This window comes from Mycobacterium sp. MFM001, from assembly GCF_003402475.1.
In the GTDB taxonomy this organism is placed as follows: domain Bacteria; phylum Actinomycetota; class Actinomycetes; order Mycobacteriales; family Mycobacteriaceae; genus Mycobacterium.
This window is the reverse complement of the sequence record NZ_BFAB01000007.1, coordinates 304,208-320,060: the sequence shown is the minus strand read 5'-3', so window position 1 is coordinate 320,060 and position 15,853 is coordinate 304,208. Positions and strand designations below refer to the sequence as shown.

18 protein-coding genes are annotated in these 15,853 nt (G+C 66.2%); all 18 read left to right on the top strand.

Annotated elements, in window-relative coordinates; genetic code table 11:
* Positions 1-3: 3 nt before the first annotated feature.
* The 18 genes from MFM001_RS15050 to MFM001_RS14970 all read left to right on the top strand — a co-directional run bounded on the left by MFM001_RS15050 (position 4) and on the right by MFM001_RS14970 (position 15,845).
* Entirely contained in the window at positions 4-891 is an 888-nt protein-coding gene (locus tag MFM001_RS15050; protein WP_116376048.1) for a NifU family protein, read from the top strand.
* On the top strand, positions 888-1,514 hold the full coding sequence (locus MFM001_RS15045; protein ID WP_116376047.1) for a DUF5947 family protein: 627 nt from the start codon (positions 888-890) through the stop codon (positions 1,512-1,514). Before MFM001_RS15050 ends, MFM001_RS15045 begins: the two co-directional genes overlap by 4 nt.
* Complete coding sequence (locus MFM001_RS15040) at positions 1,511-2,158, top strand: DUF6084 family protein (protein ID WP_116376046.1); 648 nt, start codon at positions 1,511-1,513, stop codon at positions 2,156-2,158. The genes MFM001_RS15045 and MFM001_RS15040 overlap by 4 nt, the downstream gene beginning before the upstream one ends.
* Complete coding sequence (locus MFM001_RS15035; protein ID WP_116376045.1) at positions 2,155-3,507, top strand: hypothetical protein; 1,353 nt, start codon at positions 2,155-2,157, stop codon at positions 3,505-3,507. Before MFM001_RS15040 ends, MFM001_RS15035 begins: the two co-directional genes overlap by 4 nt.
* Positions 3,495-3,614 carry a hypothetical protein gene (locus tag MFM001_RS25215; protein WP_371685544.1) on the top strand — a complete coding sequence of 40 codons (120 nt, stop codon included), beginning with the start codon at positions 3,495-3,497 and terminating at the stop codon, positions 3,612-3,614. The genes MFM001_RS15035 and MFM001_RS25215 overlap by 13 nt, the downstream gene beginning before the upstream one ends.
* Positions 3,615-3,633: 19 nt before the next feature.
* The gene (locus MFM001_RS15030; protein WP_116376121.1) at positions 3,634-4,128 is read left to right on the top strand and encodes a hydrogenase maturation protease; all 495 of its coding nucleotides are present in this window, start codon (positions 3,634-3,636) and stop codon (positions 4,126-4,128) included.
* A gap of 3 nt (positions 4,129-4,131) precedes the next feature.
* Positions 4,132-4,380 (top strand): HypC/HybG/HupF family hydrogenase formation chaperone, encoded by a 249-nt coding sequence (locus tag MFM001_RS15025; RefSeq protein ID WP_116376044.1) that lies wholly within the window; start codon positions 4,132-4,134, stop codon positions 4,378-4,380.
* Positions 4,377-6,722: a carbamoyltransferase HypF gene (gene hypF, locus MFM001_RS15020; protein WP_116376043.1), complete on the top strand. Its 2,346-nt coding sequence runs from the start codon at positions 4,377-4,379 to the stop codon at positions 6,720-6,722. Before MFM001_RS15025 ends, hypF begins: the two co-directional genes overlap by 4 nt.
* On the top strand, positions 6,719-7,438 hold the full coding sequence (locus MFM001_RS15015; protein WP_116376042.1) for a HypC/HybG/HupF family hydrogenase formation chaperone: 720 nt from the start codon (positions 6,719-6,721) through the stop codon (positions 7,436-7,438). The genes hypF and MFM001_RS15015 overlap by 4 nt, the downstream gene beginning before the upstream one ends.
* A gap of 49 nt (positions 7,439-7,487) precedes the next feature.
* Positions 7,488-8,141, top strand: a complete 654-nt coding sequence (locus tag MFM001_RS15010; RefSeq protein ID WP_116376041.1) for an SIS domain-containing protein — start codon at positions 7,488-7,490, stop codon at positions 8,139-8,141.
* Complete coding sequence (gene hypE / locus MFM001_RS15005; RefSeq protein ID WP_116376040.1) at positions 8,141-9,253, top strand: hydrogenase expression/formation protein HypE; 1,113 nt, start codon at positions 8,141-8,143, stop codon at positions 9,251-9,253. The genes MFM001_RS15010 and hypE overlap by 1 nt, the downstream gene beginning before the upstream one ends.
* A 62-nt stretch (positions 9,254-9,315) precedes the next feature.
* Positions 9,316-9,588 carry a HypC/HybG/HupF family hydrogenase formation chaperone gene (locus MFM001_RS15000; RefSeq protein WP_116376039.1) on the top strand — a complete coding sequence of 91 codons (273 nt, stop codon included), beginning with the start codon at positions 9,316-9,318 and terminating at the stop codon, positions 9,586-9,588.
* A gap of 8 nt (positions 9,589-9,596) precedes the next feature.
* Complete coding sequence (gene hypD / locus MFM001_RS14995) at positions 9,597-10,730, top strand: hydrogenase formation protein HypD (RefSeq protein WP_116376120.1); 1,134 nt, start codon at positions 9,597-9,599, stop codon at positions 10,728-10,730.
* Entirely contained in the window at positions 10,727-11,479 is a 753-nt protein-coding gene (locus MFM001_RS14990) for a DUF6390 family protein (RefSeq protein WP_255422377.1), read from the top strand. Before hypD ends, MFM001_RS14990 begins: the two co-directional genes overlap by 4 nt.
* Positions 11,480-11,612: 133 nt before the next feature.
* Positions 11,613-12,890 carry an ATP-binding protein gene (locus MFM001_RS14985; RefSeq protein WP_116376038.1) on the top strand — a complete coding sequence of 426 codons (1,278 nt, stop codon included), beginning with the start codon at positions 11,613-11,615 and terminating at the stop codon, positions 12,888-12,890.
* A 121-nt stretch (positions 12,891-13,011) separates the two neighbouring features.
* Positions 13,012-14,130, top strand: coding sequence for a HoxN/HupN/NixA family nickel/cobalt transporter (locus tag MFM001_RS14980; RefSeq protein ID WP_116376037.1), 1,119 nt, complete (start codon positions 13,012-13,014; stop codon positions 14,128-14,130).
* 183 nt (positions 14,131-14,313) lie between these two features.
* Positions 14,314-14,613 (top strand): PE family protein, encoded by a 300-nt coding sequence (locus tag MFM001_RS14975; protein WP_116376036.1) that lies wholly within the window; start codon positions 14,314-14,316, stop codon positions 14,611-14,613.
* Positions 14,614-14,624: 11 nt separating this feature from the next.
* Positions 14,625-15,845, top strand: a complete 1,221-nt coding sequence (locus tag MFM001_RS14970; RefSeq protein WP_116376035.1) for a PPE family protein — start codon at positions 14,625-14,627, stop codon at positions 15,843-15,845.
* Positions 15,846-15,853: the final 8 nt, after the last annotated feature.

The window sequence follows — 15,853 nt, the reverse complement described above, 5'->3', positions numbered from 1 at the left end:
TGCATGGCAGATCGCCCGGAACAATCACAGGGGGACGCGCAATGGCGCACGGCGGGCGATCGGATCCAGACGCTGCTGGACGCGACCTCGACGGGCGGGGTGGCCGCCCGTGAGCGCGCCGAACAACTCGTCCGCGAGGTAGTCGGACTCTACGGTGCGACCTTGTCGCGGATCGTGGATCTGGTCGGCGATGCGGCAGTGGTCGAACGGCTGGCCGGCGACGACTTGGTGGCCAGTCTGCTGTTGGTGCACGGGCTGCATCCGCATGACGTGCACCGCCGTATCTCCGATGCGCTGGACCGGGTGCGTCCCTATTTGGGGTCCCACGGCGGGGACGTGCACCTGCTCGACGTCGTCGATGATACTGTGCGCCTTCAGTTCTCCGGCAGCTGCAAGAGCTGCCCGTCGTCGGCGGTGACGTTGGAGTTGGCTGTCGAGGATGCGATTCGCGCTGCCGCGCCCGAGATTTCGTCGATCGAAGTCGTCACCGCCGACGCCGAGGCGGCGGTGATCCCAGCCGAATCCTTGCTCACCAAAGTTCATTCCAACGGCAGTGCGCCGCACTGGCATCCGGTGCCCGGCTTCGCGGACCTCGTCCCCGGCGAAGTCGGCGGCTTCATGGTCGCCGATATGCCGGTGCTGGCGTGTCGAGTAGGCGACCGGTGCTACGCCTATCGCGACCACTGCCCGGGTTGTGACGGTTCGCTGGCGGGCGCGGAACTGCAGGATGCACTGTTGCGGTGCGCCCGCTGTCACGCCCGTTTCGACGTCGTCCACGCTGGCGCCGGGCTGGATGACACGAGCACACACCTGGATCCCATCCCGCTCCTGGTGCGCGACGGAGTCTTGTCCCTCGCCGTGCCCGCCGAGTCTGTGGGTGTGTCGGCATGACCAGCCCCTACGATGTCTTGGCCCGCATCACCGGCAACCGCCGTGCGCCCGGCCCCGCAGCCCAGCGGTGCGAGATGTGCTCGGAGCCCATCGCGGACGCGCACCAGCACGTCGTGAATGTCGCTGGCCGCCAGCTGATGTGCGTCTGCCGCGGCTGCTATCTGTTGTTCACCGACTCCGAAGCCGAGCTGCGCTATCGCGCAGTGCCCGACCGGTATCTGGCCTTCCCGGATTTCGCACTGGATCGTCGTGCCTGGGAGGCGCTGCAGATTCCGGTCGGTCTGGCGTTCTTCTTCCGCAACTCGGCGCTGGACCGCACCGTGGCGTTCTATCCGGGACCGGCGGGAGCATGCGAATCCGAACTCGACCTCGGTGCGTGGAGCGCGATCAGCACCGCCGAACCCCGGGTGGGACTGCTCGCCGACGACGTCGAAGCTCTGCTGGTGCGTGTCCCCGACGAGGGCCAGCCCGTCTGCCATCTGGTCCCGATCGATGCCTGCTACGAATTCGTGGGCCGGCTGCGAAAGTTGTGGCGCGGCTTCGACGGTGGGCAGGAGGCTCGCGAGTACATCGACGAATTCTTCGCGACACTGGCCGCGCGCAGTACGGAGCGACGACGATGAGCGCGGCAGATCTTGCGTTCGCCGTCGTCGACGTCGCCCCAGAACCGTACGCAGTCACCCCTTCGCTGACTGCGCGTGTCGAGGTTTCGATGTCCGCGGAGGAACCGGTGCACGCGATCGCACTACGCGCTCAGGTGCGGATCGAGCCGCTGCGGCGTAGCTATTCCGACGACGAGGCCGCCGGGCTCACCGATCTTTTCGGGCTCCGGGAACGCTGGGCGACCACCCAGCGCACGTTCCTCTGGCAGCACTGCACGGCGATGGTCCCGGGGTTCACCGGCGCAACCGAGGCAGCGCTTCCGTTGCCGTGCACGTACGACTTCGAGGTCGCGGCAGCCAAGTACTTCCACGCCTTACGAGACGGCGCGGTGCCGCTGCTGTTCCTGTTCAGCGGAACGGTGTTCACGGCGGGCACGCGTGGGTTGTCAGTTCAACAGGTGCCGTGGGAGTGCGAAGACCGTTACGACATGCCGGTTGCAGTGTGGCGGGATCTCATCCGGCAGCACTACCCCAGCAGCGGGTGGGTGCGGCTCAGCCACGACACGGCGGCCGCGCTGGCCGCGTACAAGTCGGCGCACGGCCTGTTGTCGATCGAGGACGCCGTTACCGCGCTGCTCGCAATGGCTCGCCAGGAGGTCCCATGAGCTCTCATTGGGACCGGGCCCGCGCGGTCGCCGACGCGGTGCTCTACGAGGGCTATCTGCTCTACCCGTACCGCGCCTCGTCGAGCAGGAACCAATCACGGTGGCAATGGGGTGTTCTTGGCCCGCCGGGCGCCGCTGATACCGGAATCGGCGAGGATGACAGCCTGTCGGCGCAATTCCTGGTGTCCGCCGATGCCATCAGGTTGGTGCTGCGATTCTTGCAACTTCAGCACCGCAGCGCCCAGCAAGGTCTTGGCGACGGGCGCTACCAGCCGGTCGACGAACTCACCGCTGCGTCCGGCTGCTGGCTTTCCTGGGACGAGGCCGTCGAGCGTGAGTTGTCTTTCGGTCCTTTCGAACTCGACGAGCCGCCCCGGCGGTGGACGGTGCCGGTGACGGTGCCGTCGGGAACCGACATCGAAGTGGTCGGGGGCGGCAGGCTGGTGCGCAGCCGGCAAGAGATACGCGCGTCGCTGACTGTCGACGTCGAGAGTGAGCAGGGTCTGGACCGTGTCACGGTGTCCGTGCACAACAGCGGCGCGCGGGCAGCCGACAAACACGATGCCATCGCCGGATCGCTGATCGGCACGCACATCATCGCCGAAGCGGTTGGCGGAAAATTCATTTCGTTGCTGGATCCTCCGGAGTCCGCCGCGGCCGCCGCCGGACGCTGCCAACAACACCGATGCTTTCCGGTGCTGGCCGGCCCGCCCGGAGAGCATGACTTGCTGCTGATCTCGCCAATCATCCTCTACGACCATCCCGAGATCGCCGAGCAGAGCGAAGGCGCGCTCTACGACGCCACCGAGATCGACGAGATCCTCACCTTGCGAGTGATGACGATGACCGAGGAGGAAAAAGCGCAGGCCCGCGCGACCGATCCGCTGGCTGCGCAGATCATCGATCGCTGCGACGCGATGTCACCGGAGGCGATGCAGCGCATGCACGGAGTGTTGCGCGATCCACACACCGGCAGTGCAGCGGGCCGGCCGGATCTCATTCCCGAGATATCCGACGGTGTGCAGTGGTGGGATCCCCTGGCCGACAACGCCGTCCGGCCTGACAGTGATGCCGTCCTGGTGAACGGTGTGCGAGTGGCCCGCGGCAGCCGGGTGCGGCTGCACCCCGCCCGACGTGCCGACGCGCAAGATCTGTTCTTCTCCGGCAAGACCGCTCGCGTGACCTCGGTACACGAGGACGTCGACGGCAACCAGCATGTCGGTGTCGTGGTCGAAGATGACCCCGCTGCCGAGTTGCATGACTGGTACGGCCGCTATCTGTACTTCGCGCCCGACGAAGTCGAACCGCTCGAAGTCCACGAAGAAAGGAATCCGACATGGAGATCTTAGGTTGGGTGTTCGTAGCCATTCTGGCGGTGATCGGTTTGATCGCGGTTGGTTTGGGGCTGCGATCGGTTCCGGATGCCAGACGGTATCTGAAGATCCGGCACATGTAGCGGAGCCATTGTCGACGTGGTGGCGTCCCGCATCCTGATAGCCGGGATCGGCAACATCTTCCTCGGTGATGACGGCTTTGGTCCCGAGGTGATGCGTTTTGTGTGTGATCGGGTCGCCGGGTCGGATGGGGTACGCGCCACCGACTACGGAATCGGAGGCATGCACTTGGCCTATGACCTCCTTGACGGTTGGGACGCCCTAGTGCTCGTCGACGCGGTGCCCAACCGGGGCTCCCCCGGTACGGTCCACGTCTTCGAAGCCGACCATGGGGCGCACGACTTGACCCCGGCACTGGATGCGCACGGCATGGACCCGGCAGCGGTGTTCGCGAGCCTTCGGGCCCTCGGCGGCGTCGCTCCGCGGACTGTCGTGGTGGGGTGCGAGGTCGCCGACGTCTCCGACGGCCTGGGTTTGAGCGAGATCGTCCAGGCCGCCATTCCGGATGCGGTGGCGGCAGTCGAGTCGGCAGTGGGGATGCTGCGTGACGGGGACCAGAGCCTGCGAGAGGTTTGACAGATGTGTCTGGGTATTCCGGGTCAAGTCGTCCAGATGCTCGACGGCTATGACGGGCAACTCGCGCTAGTCGACGTCGCCGGCGAGACCCGCAAGGTCAATGTGGGCATGCTGCCGGAGGAAACGTTGGCTCCCGGTGACTGGGTGATCATCCACATGGGATTCGCCGTCGAAAAGACAGACCGGGCCGGTGCCGAGCAGGCGATGGCCGGTCTCGAGATGATGGGCCGCGGCGGCGGTGGGGCGACATGACCGACGTGTTGCTGCCATCCGGAGATGTTCGGCGGCGGTTCACCGTGACCGGCGTGGTCCAAGGGGTGGGCTTTCGTCCGTTCGTGCACCGGATTGCCGGCGAGCTTGGTCTGGCCGGGTTTGTCGGAAACGATTCCGGCGCAGTGTTTCTCGAAGCGCAAGGTCCGGCCGCGCGCATTGACGAGTTTGCCCGCCGGCTGCGGGCGGAGGCGCCGCCGCTGGCCCGAATCACCGAAATCTCCGTCGTCGACGTCCAGACCACGTGCGACGCCGGTTTCCGGATCGTCGAGAGTCAATCGGTCCCCGGGGCCACTACGCCGATTCCGCCCGACATCGCGGTCTGCGAGGACTGTGTGCGCGAGCTGTTCGATCCGGCCGACCGCCGTTACCGGCACCCGTTCGTGACCTGTACCAACTGCGGGCCCCGGTTCACGCTCGTCCGCGCGCTGCCCTACGACCGGCCGGGCACGACCATGGCCGGTTTCGCGATGTGCGAGCGTTGCGCCGCGGAATACCACGATCCGGCGGATCGCCGCTTCCACGCGCAGCCGATCGCCTGCCCGCACTGCGGGCCGTCGCTGTGCTTCCGCTCCGACGCCGGCCGCGTCGACGGAGCGGATGCCGCGCTGGCCGCCGCGCAGCAGGCGCTGGCCGACGGGGCGGTGGTGGCGATCAAGGGTATCGGCGGCTACCACCTGGCCTGCGCCGTTGACGACGAGGCGGCGTTGGGCGTGTTGCGGGCTCGAAAAATGCGTGGTGCCAAGCCATTTGCGATGCTGGTGCGGGATCTCGACGTGGCACGCCGCTTTGCGTGGATCGATGACGCCGAGGCCGCGATCATGTCCGGCCCGGCGCGTCCCGTCGTGTTGCTGCGACGGCGCCCCCACGCGCCGGTCGCCGAGGCCGTCGCGCCGGGTAATCCATTGCTGGGGTTGATGTTGCCGTACTCTCCCATCCATCACCTGCTGCTCGCGCCCATCCCCGCCGTCGACACACCGGTGCCCGATGCGCTGGTGCTGACCAGCGCCAACCGCTCCGACGAGCCGATCTGCTTCACCGCCGACGATGCCGCACAACGGCTTCCGCCGCTGTGCGATGCGGTGCTCGATCACAATCGGCCGATCCACGTGCCCTGCGACGACTCGGTGGTACGCGTCCTCGACGGTCGGGAACTGCCCATCCGGCGCTCCCGGGGTTACGCGCCGCTGCCGGTCGATCTCGGCCGCGAAGGCCCGGCCGTGCTGGCGGTCGGCGGCGAACTGAAGAACACGTTCTGCCTCACCGACGGCTCGCGCGCGTTCATGTCTGGACACATCGGTGACATGGGCACGCTGGAGACGCTGCGGGCGTTCGAACGCGCGGTGGACCAGCTCAGCGAAATCCGGCACCAGCCGGTGCGATTGAGCGCCGATCTGCATCCGGGGTATCAGACCCGCAGTTGGGCCGAGCGCCATGCCGGTGGCCGGCCATTGGATCTCGTCCAGCACCACCACGCGCACGTCGTCTCGCTGCTGGTCGAGCATGGCCGCATCGGCGAACCAATCATCGGTGTCTCCTTCGACGGCACCGGATATGGCTGCGACGGCACCATCTGGGGCGGAGAAATCCTGGCGGTCGGTCGCGACAGCCACCGGTTCACCCGGGCCGGTTATCTGATGCCGGTGCCGCTGCCGGGCGGGGATGCCGCAGTGCGCAATCCGTGGCGGATGGCGTTGTCGCAGTTGCGGACCGCCGGCATCGACTGGAGCCGGGATTTGCCGCCGGTGACGGCCGCGACGCCCGCCGAGCTGTCCGCCGTGCGCTCGCAGCTGGACACCGGTGTGGGCTGTGTGCGGTGTTCCAGCATGGGCCGGCTGTTCGACGCGATCGCCTCGCTGCTCGGGGTCCGTCACCGCATCGACTACGAGGCCCAGGCCGCCATAGAACTCGAGGTGCTAGCCGAAACCGCCGGCGAGGCTGCGCCGTTGCGGCTGGAGGTGCGCGACGACGGTGTGATCGACCCGCGTGGCCTGGTGCGGGCAATGGTGTCGGAACTGCGCGCGGGAGCCGAACCGTCGGCGCTGGCGGCGGGCTTCCATGAGGCAGTCGCCGTCGCCGTCGGCGAGGCGGTTGCTCTGGTCGCCGGGCCCGTCCGAGTGGTCGGCCTCACCGGTGGGGTGTTCCAGAACGTGTTGCTGCTTGGCGCATGCCGAGAACGGCTGCAACAGGCAGGATTCGAAGTCCTGACTCATCATATCGTGCCATCTAATGACGGTGGACTAGCGCTCGGTCAGGCGGCAGTCTCCATACTGACAGCGCTTGACTCGCAACACAATTCACTCCTACAGGAGGTGTCCTCATGACTACCACCGCGGTTGACCGCGGACTCGGCGCCGAGCTGACCGCCGATCTGGCTGCTACCGCGCTCACTCTGGCCAGGCGATTCGCGACCGGTGCCACCATGTGGTCTATAGCACCTGGGTGGGAGCCGCACGCCTTACACATCGCGGTGGAGTTCATCCATCCGGTGATCGTGGGCAAGCGGGCATTGCCGGCTGTCGCGTTGACCGGACCCGACGTGGTGGACCTGGTCAGGGTGTCGGTCCGTCCCGGCGACATCGTGGTCGGCGTCGGCGGCGCCGATAATCGCGAGGTCCGGTCGGTGATGCGTCGATGCCCGGCCTGGGGTGCCACCACGGTGTGGATCGGCAGCGGGGAGCGGCCGCCGGCCGGAATGGCGGATCACGTGCTCTGGCTTGACGATCCGGACCCCAGGGTGCCCGCGACGGGGGGCTTCGTGCTGTTCTACCACCTGTTGTGGGAACTGACCCATGTTTGCTTCGAGCATCCGGGGCTGCTGAAACCTGCTGCTGCAGAGGAGGTCTGCACCACGTGCAGCGACGAGGGCCGCCTCGGTGAGGTCAGCGCGGCGTCGGCGGACGGCACAGCGGAGGTGCGCACCGCCCAGGGGGTCGAGACCGTCGCGACCACGCTGGTCGAGCCTGTCGCGCCGGGCGATCTCGTGCTCGTACATGCGGGGACGGCGATCAGCCGGGCCAGCGAGGAGGACGTCCGATGACTCGCGCCGGCGACGATGCAGAGCGAAGCGATGAGGAGGAGCGGCGCCGATGACTGACGAACCGACCAACTTCCTGTACCCGTTCATCGACGCGCAGGAAGACGACGCCACGTCGCTGCTGGCCGATCTCACCGCCTCGGCGCAGGCAAAAGCAACCGAAAGCTTGGCGCTGCGCCGCTCCACCGTGGAATCCAATGCGGAACTATTGGCCACCGCCGCCGGCGAGATGGCGCGCCGGTTCGCGGCCGGGGGGCGGTTATTCACCTTCGGCAATGGCGGCAGCTGCACTGATTCCACCACGCTCGCGAAATTGTTCGCCCGGCCGCCGATCGGGAAGCCGCTGCCGTCCTGGTCGCTGACCGCCGATCAGGCGATCCTGACGGCGCTGGGCAACGACGTCGGATACGAGCTGGTGTTCGCCCGGCAGTTGATCGCACGAGCGAAGCCGGGCGACATCGCGATCGCGATGTCGACCAGCGGCAGCTCACCGAATCTGATGGCGGGGCTTAAAGAAGCGCGTCATCGCGACATGTACACCATCGGTTTCGCCGGGTACGACGGCGGCGCGTTCGCCAAAAGCAAGGATGTCGATGCCTGTTTCGTCGTTCGTTCGCAAAGCGTGCACCGCATCCAGGAAGCCCAAGCGCTACTGGGCTACGAATTGTGGCTGGCGGTGCACCAACAGATGGAAGTGGTTGCCTAATGCCTAAATCAGCAAGCGAATACCTGGCGTCGGGCCCGAAATTCGCCGAGAACGACGTGATCGAACGGATCGAGTCGTTCCGCAAACGCCGGCCTCGGTTGCTCGACGACCACGTGACGCTGGCGCACGGAGCGGGCGGCAAAGCCTCGGCGGCTCTGGTGGACGCGGTGTTCATGGAGGCGTTCGCCAATCCGCTGCTGGCGTCGCTGGGTGACGGCGCGGTGATCGAATTGCCCAGCGGCGAGCGGATTGTGTTGTCTACCGATTCGTTTGTGGTGCAGCCCAGGCGTTTTCCTGGAGGCTCCATCGGTGAACTCGCGGTGCACGGCACCGTCAATGACCTCGCTGTGACCGGTGCTGTGCCGCAATGGATTTCGGCGGCATTCGTGCTCGAAGAAGGCCTGCCGATTGCCGAGCTGAAGGAGATCACCGCGGACATGGCGGCGGCCGCGGCGGCGTGCGGGGTGCAGATTGTCACCGGTGACACCAAAGTGGTGCCCAACGGCGCGGCCGACGGCCTGTTCATCACCACCACCGGCGCCGGCGTCATTCCCGCCGGACGGAGGCTCTCGGCACAGTCGGTCCGCGCGGGCGACGTGGTGCTGCTGTCCGGTTCGATGGGCGATCACGGGATGGCAGTGATGCTGGCGCGCGGCGATTTGGCGATCGAGGCCGACATCTGCTCGGACACCGCCGCAGTGAGCCCGCTGGTGGAACTGCTGTTGGCCGCCGCACCGTCCACCCGCTGGCTGCGCGACGCGACCCGCGGCGGGGTGGGCACCGTCTGCAACGAACTGGCCCAGGCATGCGGTCTCGGGGTGCTGCTCGAGGAAGAGAAGCTGCCCGTGCACCCGATGGTTAGCGGCGCATGCGAATTGCTGGGCATCGACCCGCTCTACGTCGCCAACGAAGGCAAGTTCGTCGCCGTCGTCGCGCCGGAGGAAGCCGACGCCGGGCTGGCCGCGTTGCGGTCCCATCCGCTGGGCGCCGAGGCGGCCGAGGTCGGGGAAATCATCGCCGAACCATCAGAAACCGTCGTGGTGCGCACCGGATTTGGGGGTACCCGGATTGTCGACATGCTCGTCGGTGACCCGTTGCCGCGGATCTGTTGACGTGGCGATCGCAAGCGCGGCGAAGCCGGGCGCAGCTGGTCGCCACGAGAAAGGAGCCGAATATGTGTCTTGGAATTCCCGGGAGGGTTGTCGAAATCACCGACCCGGCCAACTATTTGGCCAAGGTCGACGTCAGTGGCGTGCAGCGCACGATCAGCGTGCGGCTGCTGGAAAAAGACATGCCCGAACCCGACGACTGGGTGCTGATCCACGTCGGGTTCGCGATGGCCAAGATCGACGAGACCGAAGCGCTGCTCACGCTGGCCGCGGTCCAAATGATGGGTGACGCCTACGCCACCGAAATGGAAGCCTTCGACAAGTCCGCGATCGTGTAGGAGTGACCATGAAATTCGTCGACGAATTCCGCGATCCGGCGGCGGCCCGCAGACTGCTGGTGGCGATCGAGCACCTGGCCGGTGACGCCGGTGAGCACTTCAAGTTCATGGAAGTCTGCGGCGGCCACACCCACACCATCTACCGGCACGGCATCGAACACATGTTGCCGGAGAATGTGGAACTGGTACACGGCCCGGGCTGCCCCGTCTGTGTGATCCCGATGGGCCGCATCGACGACGCGATGTGGCTGGCCGAACAACCCGACGTGATCTTCACCTGCTTCGGTGACATGATGCGAGTCCCCGGCTCCAACGGCAGTCTGCTGGACGCCAAGGCGCGCGGCGCCGACGTGCGGTTCGTCTACTCGCCGCTGGACGCGCTCAAGATCGCGGTCGACAATCCGGACAAACACGTGGTGTTCTTCGCGATCGGTTTCGAGACCACCGCACCGTCGACGGCAGTGACGCTGGTGCGGGCACGCGATTTGGGCCTGCGCAACTTTTCCGTGTTCTGCAATCACGTCACGATCATTCCGCCGATCAAGGCCATCCTGGAATCACCTGATTTGCGGCTCTCCGGGTTCATCGGACCCGGTCACGTGTCAACCGTCGTCGGGAACCGGCCGTACCGATTCGTGCCCGAAGTCTACGGAAAGCCCTTGGTGGTCTCGGGATTCGAGCCGCTGGACATCCTGGCTTCGGTCGCGATGCTGCTGACCCAGCTCCGCGAGGGTCGCTGCGAGGTGGAAAACCAGTACAAGCGGGTGGTGCCCGAAAACGGCAACCCGGCAGCGCTGGCGCTGATGGGCAAAGTGTTCGCGCTGCGCCCGCACTTCGAATGGCGCGGACTGGGCTTCATCTCGCAGAGCGCGCTGCGGTTGCACGACGACTTCGCCGAGTTCGACGCCGAGCTGCGCTACGACATGCCCGGCGTGCGGGTCGCCGACCCCAAGGCCTGCCAGTGCGGTGAGGTGCTCAAAGGTGTGCTCAAGCCTTGGGAGTGCAAGGTTTTCGGCACCGCATGCACTCCGGAGACCCCGATCGGGACCTGCATGGTGTCCCCCGAGGGCGCGTGCGCGGCCTACTACAACTTCGGCCGCATGCACCGCGACGCGGTCAAGCTGGTGGGTTCCCGGACGTGACCGTATCGGTCGACACGCGGGGCGCGGAGATGTTCGCCCGCTACGCGTATGCGCCCAATGCCCTCGGCTTTTGCGGCCCGCCGCTGGGTGCAACGCTGCGGGAGGGGTCGGCAGAAGAGGTGCGCACAGCGGCGACGAAGTTTTCCGGCGCCTGGCCGTATCTGCAGGTGCTGTCGGCGATGACCGGTATCGCCGACCCGCTGGATTACCGGCTGGTCGAATCGTATTGGCACGGCGGCGGTGTCGGCGCCGAGGTGGACCCGAAGGCATTCCTCGACGAGTTGCTCGCCGTCATCGGTCCGCAGGCGGGTCGTTACTGGTCATATCTTGGGCCGGATCTGGCACGTGAGGCCGCCGCGAATCACAGCTTCCACGTGTTCGGCATCTACCCGTGGTCACGGTTGCTGGGCCTAAAAGGGGGAAGCCTCGACGAGCACCCGCTCAGCGTCCTGGATAACTGCCGAATCACTTGGGGCACTGTGCTTTCCCGTGACAGCGAAACTGTCGAGGTGTCGTGCCGTCGGCTGGTCTGGGACGGTCACGGGCTGGAGCTTTCCGAGCCGTCGCCGCGTGCACTCGATGTCTGGGTCGACGGGTACAGCGCGGTGCCCGATGTGGCGGTCGGTGACGACGTCGCGATCCACTGGGACCGACTGTGCGGGCGGCTGCAGCCCGAACAGATCGAGGCGCTCGCGGTCAGCACAGCCCGCCAGTTGCGAGTGACGAATAGGCGATTGGCGCAGGCCTAGGCTCGCTCTGCGACGGGCACAATTCACCCGGTCAAGCACCCATTTGGGTGGTTCGGTAGCGCCTGCGGCTCATGCAGAGTGTGTGCCCTGCTCTGACCGGCCTCACCCGCCGTAAGCGGAAGGGTACGACGACATGCCTCCGTGGCGGCTGCGCGACTTTCATGACGACGACTTGGACCAGGCGATTTCGATCTGGGATCAGAGTCGCACTCCAGGCGAGGCACAACCGGCCTTTCTCATCTCGGAGGTGGTGTCGGCGGCGAAGTCTGGGCAGCCCGCTGTCGTCGCCGTGGTCGGCGAGGAGCTGGTGGGCATGGCCGGCGCGCATTTCCAGGGCGAACGAGCGTGGATCTCGCTCGTCGCGCTGAGTAGCCGCTGGCGCAACCGCGGCATCGGCAGCGCGCTGCTCGGCGAACTCGAGCTTCGGCTGCGTTCCCTCGGTGCCCGCCGGATTGGCGCGCTGCTGCCGCCCGAGGCGACGGGGACCGCGGCGCTACGCAACTCGGGTTATCAAGAGCGAACCGACCTTTCGTTTTTCGAGAAAACCGACCATGTCGGCGCCTCGGACGCGGGCCTGCTGGCCGAACTTGGCGCGCAGGTGATGCCTCGCGGGCTGTGGCATGCGATGGCGGGCATGGAATCGGAAAAGCAGATCATCGAACGCCGGATTGTGCTGCCGCTCACCGAGCCGGGAGTAGCCGAGCAGTACGGGGTCTCGGCGCCGAAGGCGGTGATCCTGTTCGGGCCGCCGGGAACCGGCAAAACCAGCTTCGCCAAGGCGGTCGCCGGCCGGCTCGGCTGGCCGTTCGTCGAGTTGTTCCCGTCTCGGCTGGCCGCTCCCGACGTGGCAATGGCCGCCGCGCTGCGAGAGGCGTTCATGACGCTGATGGAGCTGGAAGCCGCCGTGGTCTTCATCGACGAAGTCGAAGAGATCGCCGGGGCGCGCTCGGGGATACCGTCGGATCCGGCTCACGGGGTCACCAACGAGTTGCTCAAGTTGATCCCGGTGTTCCGCCAGCGCGACGAGAGGCTGCTCGTCTGCGCGACGAACTCGGTGCGGTCGCTCGATTCGGCGTTTCTGCGACCCGGCCGGTTCGACTACATCATTCCGGTGCGACCTCCAGATGCAAAGGCGCGGACAGCGATTTGGCGCCGCTACCTTGGGCCGGCCGCCGATTTTGTTGACGTCGGCGCCTTGGTGGACGCCAGCGAGATGTTCACCCCGGCCGATATCGAATTCGCCGCCCGCAAGGGCGCGCAGTTCGGGTTCGAACGGGAGGTCGAGTTCCGTCGCGGCGAACCGGCACAGACCCAGGATTACCTGACGGCGATCAACGAGACGCGTCCCTCGCTGACCGAAGCCATGATCGCGGAGTTCCTGGAGGACATCGAGCAACGCACGCGGCTATGAGTGCATTCGCGACCTATTTGCGAAAAATTTGCAGAATACTTGCGAATCACATGCATGAAGCGGGCGCGTGGGTTACCGTCGTCGCGGTCGGGGGTTTTCTTCTCAGCGCAGGAGAAGCGACATGGCCGGTGATGCGCTCACCCGCCAGAAATCGTCGTGGTCGGGGCTGCGGGCGGCATTGACGCCCACCGAGTGGTTGCGCCTGGGCGTAATGTCCGCGGTGATTGTCGCGCTGCACGTCGTCGGCTGGTGCACCCTGGTGCTCGTCGTCGAGCCGGCACACTTTTCCGTCGGGGACAAGGCATTCGGCATCGGCATTGGTCTGACCGCCTACACGCTGGGTCTGCGGCACGCGTTCGACGCCGACCACATCGCCGCCATCGACAACACCACCCGAAAGCTGATGAACGACGGGCAGCGCCCGCTCGCCGCGGGGTTCTTCTTTTCGCTCGGCCACTCGTCGGTGGTCTTCGGACTGGCCTTACTACTGGCAATCGGCGTCAAAGCCATCGTCGGGCCAGTGAAAGAGGACTCGTCGGCGCTGCATCACTACACCAGCCTGATCGGCACCAGCGTCTCGGGCGTTTTCCTCTACCTGATCGCCGTCATCAACGTGGTCATCCTGGCCGGGATCCTGCGGGTGTTCGCCCGGATGCGTCGCGGCGTCTATGACGAGAACGAGCTCGAAGAGCAGTTGAACAATCGCGGGTTGCTCAACCGGTTCCTGGGCCGTTTCACCGGATCGATCACCGCGTCGTGGCACATGTATCCGGTCGGCGTGTTGTTCGGACTGGGTTTCGACACGGCCACCGAGGTTGCGCTGCTGGTGCTAGCAGGCACCAGCGCCGCCGCCGGCCTGCCCTGGTATGCGATCTTGTGTCTGCCGGTGCTGTTCACCGCCGGAATGTGCTTGCTGGACACCATCGATGGCTCGTTCATGAACTTCGCGTACGGCTGGGCGTTTTCCAATCCGGTGCGCAAGGTCTACTACAACATCACCATCACCGGGCTATCCGTTGCGGTGGCCCTGCTCATCGGCAGCATCGAGCTGCTGGGGCTGCTCGCCGACCAATTCGGCTGGAGCGGCCCATTTTGGGATTGGGTCGGCGGCATCAACCTCAACGCGATCGGCTTCGTCATCGTTGGACTGTTCGCGGTGACTTGGATTGCTGCCATGGCTATTTGGCGTTACGGACGCATCGAGGAGAAGTGGAGCGTGCAGGCCGAACGCGTCGGCTGAAGCGCGTCGACAAACCGGCCTGGATTGATGCCAGGTCGCGTTCGCCCCCGCCGCCGCATGCGGGTTCTCACTCATACGGTGCACAGGCACCGCTAACCACTGATCGTTCCGTTCGATCCGGTCCCGGCTTGAGCCAGGCCAATTCTTAGACACATTTGCGTCTTTTTCCGAAGGAGCCGTCCAATGTCGTTCGTCAACATCGTACCCGAAATGCTTTCTGCAGCAGCAGATAACCTGCACTCTGTCGGCGCGGCGGTGAGCGCCCAGAACGCCGCAGCGCTAGTACCGACCACCGGCCTGATTCCCGCTGCCGCCGACGAGGTGTCAGCGCTGACCGCGTTGCAATTCTCCGCGCACGGCCAGCTGTATCAAACGGTCAGCGCCCAAGCGTCCGCTATTCATCACGCGTTCGTGACCGTTCTGGCAACCAGTGCCGGCTCGTATGCGGTCACTGAAGCCGCCAACACGGTCTGCACGGGCTAGGGAGCGCAGCAATGGATTTCGCAGCGTTACCACCGGAAATCAACTCCGCTCGGATGTACGCCGGAGCTGGCGCTGGGCCATTGTTGACCGCGGCCGCGACCTGGCATGGCCTTGCCGCCGAATTATCCTCGGCCGCCGGCGATTACGGGTCGATTGTCTCCACAGTGGCCAGTGGGCCCTGGCGCGGCCCAGCCTCCGCGTCGATGGCGGCCGCCGCAGCTCCCTACGTCACATGGATGGGACAGGCGGCCGCGCAGGCTTCGCAGACGGCGGTGCAGGCGCAAGTTGCTGCGACGGCATATGAAACCGCATTCGCGATGACAGTGCCGCCACCCGTGATCGCCGCCAACCGGGCGCTGCTGGCTTCGTTGGTTGCGACGAATTTCTTGGGTCAGAACACACCGGCCATCGCAGCCACCGAAGCACACTATGCCGAGATGTGGGCCCAGGACGCGGCGGCAATGTACGGCTACGCCGGATCCTCGGCCGCCGCATCGACGGTGACACCCTTCACTACCCCGCCGACAACCACCAACGGCGCAGGACCGGCCATTCAGACCGCTGCAGTTGCCCAGGCCACCGGCACCGCCACGCCGACAACGGCCCTCTCGCAGTTGACGTCTGGGATTCCTCAAACACTGCAGAGCATGGCATCACCGTCGGCATCGTCGTCCTCGGGCCTTTCGGGAATCCTTGGCCTGCTGACCGGAGGGTCCTCGGGGAATACGGCACTGGATAACTTCTGGAATACCTGGGGTCCGAACGCCAACATCTGGAACACGATTTTTTCGTCGGGGTTCTACATGCCGAGCAACACGATGGCGCCGTTTCTGGGTTTACTCGGCGGCGCGGCAGCGGGTGAGGCCGCCGCTGGAGAGGCGCTGGCACCGGCAGCGGCTGCGGCGGACAGTCTGGGAGGCACGTTGGCGGCTCCGGTTGGTGGACTGGGCGGGCTCGGAGGTCTCGGCGGCGCCGTGTCCGCAGGGCTGGGACAGGCCGGTTCGATCGGAGCGCTGTCTGTCCCGCCGACGTGGACGGCGCCGATCGGCGCAGCCGCCTCGGCGTTGCCCAGTGCCGGCCTGGGCGCTACCCCGAACGCTGCGACAGGTGGCCCGGCGAGCATGCTCGGCGGGATGCCACTCGCGGGTGCGCCCGGGCATGGCATGAACGGTGCCGCGCCTCGGTACGGGTTCCGCCCGACGGTGATCGCACATCCGCCGGCCGCCGGATAGCCGCCGCA

What these genes read in the sequence shown, in the direction of transcription:
- MFM001_RS14985 (WP_116376038.1), top strand. Translation starts at nt 11,613, where the DNA reads ATGCCTCCGTGGCGGCTGCGCGACTTTCATGACGACGACTTGGACCAG.
- hypE (WP_116376040.1), top strand. Translation starts at nt 8,141, where the DNA reads ATGCCTAAATCAGCAAGCGAATACCTGGCGTCGGGCCCGAAATTCGCC.
- MFM001_RS14970 (WP_116376035.1), top strand. Translation starts at nt 14,625, where the DNA reads ATGGATTTCGCAGCGTTACCACCGGAAATCAACTCCGCTCGGATGTAC.
- MFM001_RS15035 (WP_116376045.1), top strand. Translation starts at nt 2,155, where the DNA reads ATGAGCTCTCATTGGGACCGGGCCCGCGCGGTCGCCGACGCGGTGCTC.
- hypF (WP_116376043.1), top strand. Translation starts at nt 4,377, where the DNA reads ATGACCGACGTGTTGCTGCCATCCGGAGATGTTCGGCGGCGGTTCACC.
- MFM001_RS15000 (WP_116376039.1), top strand. Translation starts at nt 9,316, where the DNA reads ATGTGTCTTGGAATTCCCGGGAGGGTTGTCGAAATCACCGACCCGGCC.
- MFM001_RS15025 (WP_116376044.1), top strand. Translation starts at nt 4,132, where the DNA reads ATGTGTCTGGGTATTCCGGGTCAAGTCGTCCAGATGCTCGACGGCTAT.
- MFM001_RS14975 (WP_116376036.1), top strand. Translation starts at nt 14,314, where the DNA reads ATGTCGTTCGTCAACATCGTACCCGAAATGCTTTCTGCAGCAGCAGAT.
- MFM001_RS15015 (WP_116376042.1), top strand. Translation starts at nt 6,719, where the DNA reads ATGACTACCACCGCGGTTGACCGCGGACTCGGCGCCGAGCTGACCGCC.
- MFM001_RS15050 (WP_116376048.1), top strand. Translation starts at nt 4, where the DNA reads ATGGCAGATCGCCCGGAACAATCACAGGGGGACGCGCAATGGCGCACG.
- MFM001_RS14980 (WP_116376037.1), top strand. Translation starts at nt 13,012, where the DNA reads ATGGCCGGTGATGCGCTCACCCGCCAGAAATCGTCGTGGTCGGGGCTG.
- MFM001_RS15010 (WP_116376041.1), top strand. Translation starts at nt 7,488, where the DNA reads ATGACTGACGAACCGACCAACTTCCTGTACCCGTTCATCGACGCGCAG.
- MFM001_RS15045 (WP_116376047.1), top strand. Translation starts at nt 888, where the DNA reads ATGACCAGCCCCTACGATGTCTTGGCCCGCATCACCGGCAACCGCCGT.
- hypD (WP_116376120.1), top strand. Translation starts at nt 9,597, where the DNA reads ATGAAATTCGTCGACGAATTCCGCGATCCGGCGGCGGCCCGCAGACTG.
- MFM001_RS25215 (WP_371685544.1), top strand. Translation starts at nt 3,495, where the DNA reads ATGGAGATCTTAGGTTGGGTGTTCGTAGCCATTCTGGCGGTGATCGGT.
- MFM001_RS15040 (WP_116376046.1), top strand. Translation starts at nt 1,511, where the DNA reads ATGAGCGCGGCAGATCTTGCGTTCGCCGTCGTCGACGTCGCCCCAGAA.